Below are 4,541 nucleotides of genomic sequence, written 5' to 3' on the forward strand. Positions count from 1 at the left end.
CTGGTGTCGTATTTGCCATACCAAGTTCACCGACGCCAAACAGCGTTACGCCGTCTTTGGCCAGCTCATGGGTATAGCGGATAACCTCCAGCAGCAGCTCCTCGGCCTGCGAACGACTCATTGCCGGGCCTTGTGCAATATTGCCGCAGCCGCGCGCCACGCGCATATTCACCACGCCAGGGATAAGCTCAGCATCGATGCCGACATCAATCACATGTACCTTTGCCCCCGCCTGAGCGGCAAGCACACAAACGCCTGTCGTCCCACGCGTCATATTAGCAGCCTGAATAGCCGTGACGATTTTAGGCGAAACAGCAACCCCTTCATCCCATACACCGTGATCGGCGCACATCACCAGCATCGCTTTGCCATTCACATGCGGTACGCCCTTCAGACCCGGCATTCCGGCCAGTTGCACGGCGAGCGACTCGAGCCGACCAAGACTTCCTGGCGGTTTAAGCAAGCCATCGACATGCTGCTGTGCACGCAGCATCGCAGCACTATCAGGTGAAGGGATTGCGTGGAGTAAAGAGGTTAAAGTCTGCATAAGGGTTCCAGTATGTTGGCTGACTCAGAGCAGAGCCAGCAGGAAAATCAACTCGCCAAGTTCAATTGCTGCGCCCAGCGTATCGCCGGTCTGCCCACCCAACGTGCGTTTTAATAACTGCCCAAGAATAAAAATCGCCACTATCGTAACAACCAGCGCCGCCACGCCGCGCATGCCAGGAAGAAGCACGGCAGCCAGGATCGCCGCAAATCCCAACGTGACGCAGGTTTGACGCCCGGTGACTTTACCGATAAAGACGTTGCCCAGCCCTTCTTCGCGGGCGTAGCGATGTCGATACATCAGCAAAACAGCGGTACCCCGCCCGGCGACACAAGCGGCTGCAAGCGCCGCCAGCATCGGTGTACCCCGCAAAGCCAGTTCGCTCACCACCAGCACTTTTGCCAGCAACACGAAAATTAACGCCAGTCCACCGTGAGTCCCCAGGCGGCTGTCACGCATGATTTCCAGCATCCGCTCGCGTCGACGGGCCGAAAAAATACCGTCACAGGTATCCGCCAGACCGTCGAGATGAAATCCCCCGGTCAATAACGCCAGCGTGAGAACTGCAAACAGGGCCGCCAACGGCACCCCACACCAGGGCTGCAGCGCCATAAAGACCAGCCCCGTCAGCCCTCCCAGCACCACGCCAATTAGCGGGAACATCACAATGCCACGTGAATAGTGCTCGAAATCCAGTCCTTGCGACCAGCGAGCAGGAACGGGCAAGCGACTAATAAAAGAGAGCATTGCCCAGAACAACTTACTCATTTAATTTTGACTCCAATTCCTGATACCACCAGCCAGACCTCATCAGCCGCCGCCGCCAGTCGCTGGTTCACGCGTCCTGCAATATCGCGAAAATGCCGTGCCAGACGGTTCTCCGGAACAATCCCCATTCCGACTTCGTTAGTGACCAGCACAACCCTAGCCGGACAGCGCTGACAGGCCGCAATCAGCGAACGAATTTCATCCTCAATAGATTGCTCCATCGCCGCGTAATCCCAGCTATCCGGGTCGCTGTCACCGCCCAGCGCAAACAGCAGGTTGGTCACCATCGTGGTGATGCACTCCAGCAGAATGGCTTCTTGTGGATCGTTTGCTGCCGTAATCAGTTCATCGAGATGTTGCCAGCGTTCGGCTGTCCGCCAGTGCGCAGGACGTCCGTCACGATGATGCTGAATTCGCGCAGCCATCTCCTCATCAAAAATCTGCGAAGTCGCGATATACAAAACGTTTGGAGAATCTGCGATCAGCGCTTCCGCATGCCGACTCTTGCCGCTTCGCGCGCCGCCAGTCACCAGAATCATCATACTGGCTCCCGGTGTTGCTGCATGATGGTATAAATTTTCTCAATATCGATGTGTTGCCGCATCGCATCCGCCAGCAGATCAAACTGCTGCGATTTATATTGCGCGTAATGGAAGGTGGAATCCAGCGGCGCTAACCCTTTACGTTCTCGCAGGCCATTAACCAGCGCACGGGTAAATTCATCGCTGTCGAACAGACCGTGAAGATAGGTGCCGAACGCCAGGCCATCGGCAGTGACCGCGCCATCAGCCACGTTGCCACCGTCTTTACGCAGCGTCATCACCGACCGGCATTCCTCGGTTAATGCCGTTTCGCCCATATGAATTTCATAACCGCGAACGGATAATCCCGCGGTACCCGCCAGCCAGTCCGGCAGCGAGGAGGACATTTGTCCCTCAACCAGGGTCGTGGTTTTGTGCTGGGCAAAATGAGTTACGGTATTGAGCAAGCCCAGACCCGGCAACGTACCGAGTCCTGACTCAACTTCATCAATGATGGTTTCGCCGAGCATTTGATAGCCACCGCAAATCCCCACTACGGGTACGTTATTACGATGTAATTGCACCACGCCATGCGCCATCCCGCTTTCACGCAGCCACACCAGATCGCCCAGGGTGTTTTTGCTGCCGGGCAGAATCACCAGATCGGCCCCCGCCAACTCTTCAGGCTGGCGAACATAGCGCACGCGCACATCCGGCTGTGCGGCAAGCGCATTGAAATCAGTAAAGTTAGAAATGTGTGGTATCTGAACAACGGCGATATCGATGTCGCGTTTGTCTGTGCGCAAATATTTGCCCTTTTGCAGCGCAACGCCATCTTCATCTTCCAGATCAACGTCCAGCCATGGCATGACGCCCAGGACCGGAACGCCGGTCAGCGCTTCAATTTGCTCAATCCCGGAATACAGCAACGCCACATCACCGCGAAACTTATTGATGATCACCCCTTTTACCCTGGCGCGTTCATGGTCGTGCAGTAGCGCCAGCGTGCCGTAAATGGAGGCGAACACCCCGCCGCGGTCGATATCCGCCACCAGAACGACAGGGCACTGCGCCATTTCAGCCATCCCCATATTGACGATATCGCGATCGCGCAGGTTAATCTCAGCCGGGCTTCCCGCCCCTTCCAGAACCAGCACATCGAACTCCTGCGCCAGACTGTTATAAACAGACAGGATTTGATCCCGTAGTTTCGGTTTGTACTCGTGGTAGCTCACCGCATCCATATCGGTTGCCACTTTGCCCATCAGCACAACCTGCGCTTTACGATCGCTGGTCGGCTTAAGCAGCACCGGATTCATACGCACATCTGGCGTAATACCGGCGGCCTCAGCCTGAAAAATTTGCGCGCGGCCCATCTCTTTGCCCTCTGGCGTAATGCCAGAGTTCAGCGCCATGTTCTGCGATTTGAACGGTGCGGTACGCAGTCCATCCTGATAAAAAATTCGACACAGACCGGCTACCAACACGCTTTTACCTACATCAGATGCCGTTCCCTGCAACATTATTGCCTGCGTCATGACGCCTCCTTCAGTGCGTTCTCTCGCATACAGCTAAAAAATTCAGCTTCTGTTTTACACAGCGGGAAGCCCAGCTCGGTATGCAGCTTCACCAGCCATGGCTGAGTTAATCCCGCTTGTTCAATAAGATCCGTCCGGGCAAACACATCACCCGGCGAGCCGTGTGTTAGCACTTCACCCCGGCGTAAAACGTACACTGCATCGCTGACTTCATAGATAAGATCGATATCATGGCTGGAGATAACCACGTGGTTTCCTTGCGCTACGATGCGTTTGATTATCTCAATCATCTGCGTGCGGCCTGATGGGTCAAGGCCCGCAGTAGGTTCATCCAGTAGCAAATACTGCGCCTGCAACACCAACGCCCCGGCAATCGCCACACGTTTTTTTTGCCCGTGACTTAAACACTGAATTGGCTGATGGCGAAAATGCTGGGCATCTACCAGCGTGAGCGCATCATCCACCCGGCGGGAGATTTCAGCTTCATCCACCCCAAGGTTGCGCAGGCTGAAGGCAATATCGCTGTCGATATCGGTATAAAAAATTTGCTGGTCGGGATCCTGAAATACGGTTGCCACCTGCTGACGCAGCGCCAGCAGGCCGCGCTTGCTGTAATCCAGCGGTTTGCCTTGCCACATCACCGCGCCTTCCTGCGGGCGCAGTAAACCACTCAGGTTCATAAACAGCGTGGATTTCCCGCAGCCATTAGCACCGACCAGCCCGGTGACGGCATGCGTTGAAAAGTCCAGCGTTAGCCCTTTGAGGATTGGGTCATCCTGATAGCGAAACCAAAGCGCTGAAGTGGCAAGCATACTTTTCCTTACAGGTGAAAATCACCCTGATACAGTTTGATATCCAGTGTGGTGGTCATTTGCTGGTAGCGGATCAACACGCGGGTAAACAGCAATCCCACCAGCATCGCCAGCGAGCGATAGCCCAACGGCAAGCTACGATAACCAAAACGTAGCGTTTGTGCGCGATGAATAGCCAGCGCCTCGTCTAACAGGATAAAAATAAAGCGCCAGGTTAGCAGGATCTGCTCAGTGAGCAGGCGAGGAACGTGCGCGCGTTTGAGTAAGATAATCAATTGCGGAAACGGCAGATTCAGTACCAGCCAGAACGTCGCCGCCAGCGCAGCCAGGCTGCGCCAGAAGGTTTCATTGGCGG

General features: G+C 55.3%; 6 protein-coding genes. All 6 read right to left on the reverse strand.

Going from position 1 to position 4,541, the window contains the following annotated elements; all coding sequences use genetic code 11:
* Positions 1-547: nicotinate-nucleotide--dimethylbenzimidazole phosphoribosyltransferase (locus FDW87_RS21910; protein WP_252363036.1), on the reverse strand; the 547-nt coding region annotated here is incomplete at its 3' end.
* A 24-nt stretch (positions 548-571) separates the two neighbouring features.
* Positions 572-1,315 carry an adenosylcobinamide-GDP ribazoletransferase gene (cobS, locus tag FDW87_RS05910; protein WP_019077089.1) on the reverse strand — a complete coding sequence of 248 codons (744 nt, stop codon included), beginning with the start codon at positions 1,313-1,315 and terminating at the stop codon, positions 572-574.
* On the reverse strand, positions 1,312-1,857 hold the full coding sequence (cobU, locus tag FDW87_RS05915) for a bifunctional adenosylcobinamide kinase/adenosylcobinamide-phosphate guanylyltransferase (protein ID WP_016153512.1): 546 nt from the start codon (positions 1,855-1,857) through the stop codon (positions 1,312-1,314). The genes cobS and cobU overlap by 4 nt, the downstream gene beginning before the upstream one ends.
* On the reverse strand, positions 1,854-3,374 hold the full coding sequence (locus FDW87_RS05920) for a cobyric acid synthase (RefSeq protein ID WP_047357945.1): 1,521 nt from the start codon (positions 3,372-3,374) through the stop codon (positions 1,854-1,856). Before FDW87_RS05920 ends, cobU begins: the two co-directional genes overlap by 4 nt.
* Positions 3,371-4,186, reverse strand: a complete 816-nt coding sequence (locus tag FDW87_RS05925; protein ID WP_046275697.1) for an energy-coupling factor ABC transporter ATP-binding protein — start codon at positions 4,184-4,186, stop codon at positions 3,371-3,373. The genes FDW87_RS05920 and FDW87_RS05925 overlap by 4 nt, the downstream gene beginning before the upstream one ends.
* 8 nt (positions 4,187-4,194) lie before the next feature.
* Positions 4,195-4,541, reverse strand: a 347-nt coding sequence (locus FDW87_RS21915; protein WP_305764067.1) for a CbiQ family ECF transporter T component, incomplete at its 5' end; no start/stop codon positions are given.

This window comes from Citrobacter sp. wls826 (assembly GCF_005281245.1).
Classification (GTDB): domain Bacteria; phylum Pseudomonadota; class Gammaproteobacteria; order Enterobacterales; family Enterobacteriaceae; genus Citrobacter; species Citrobacter braakii.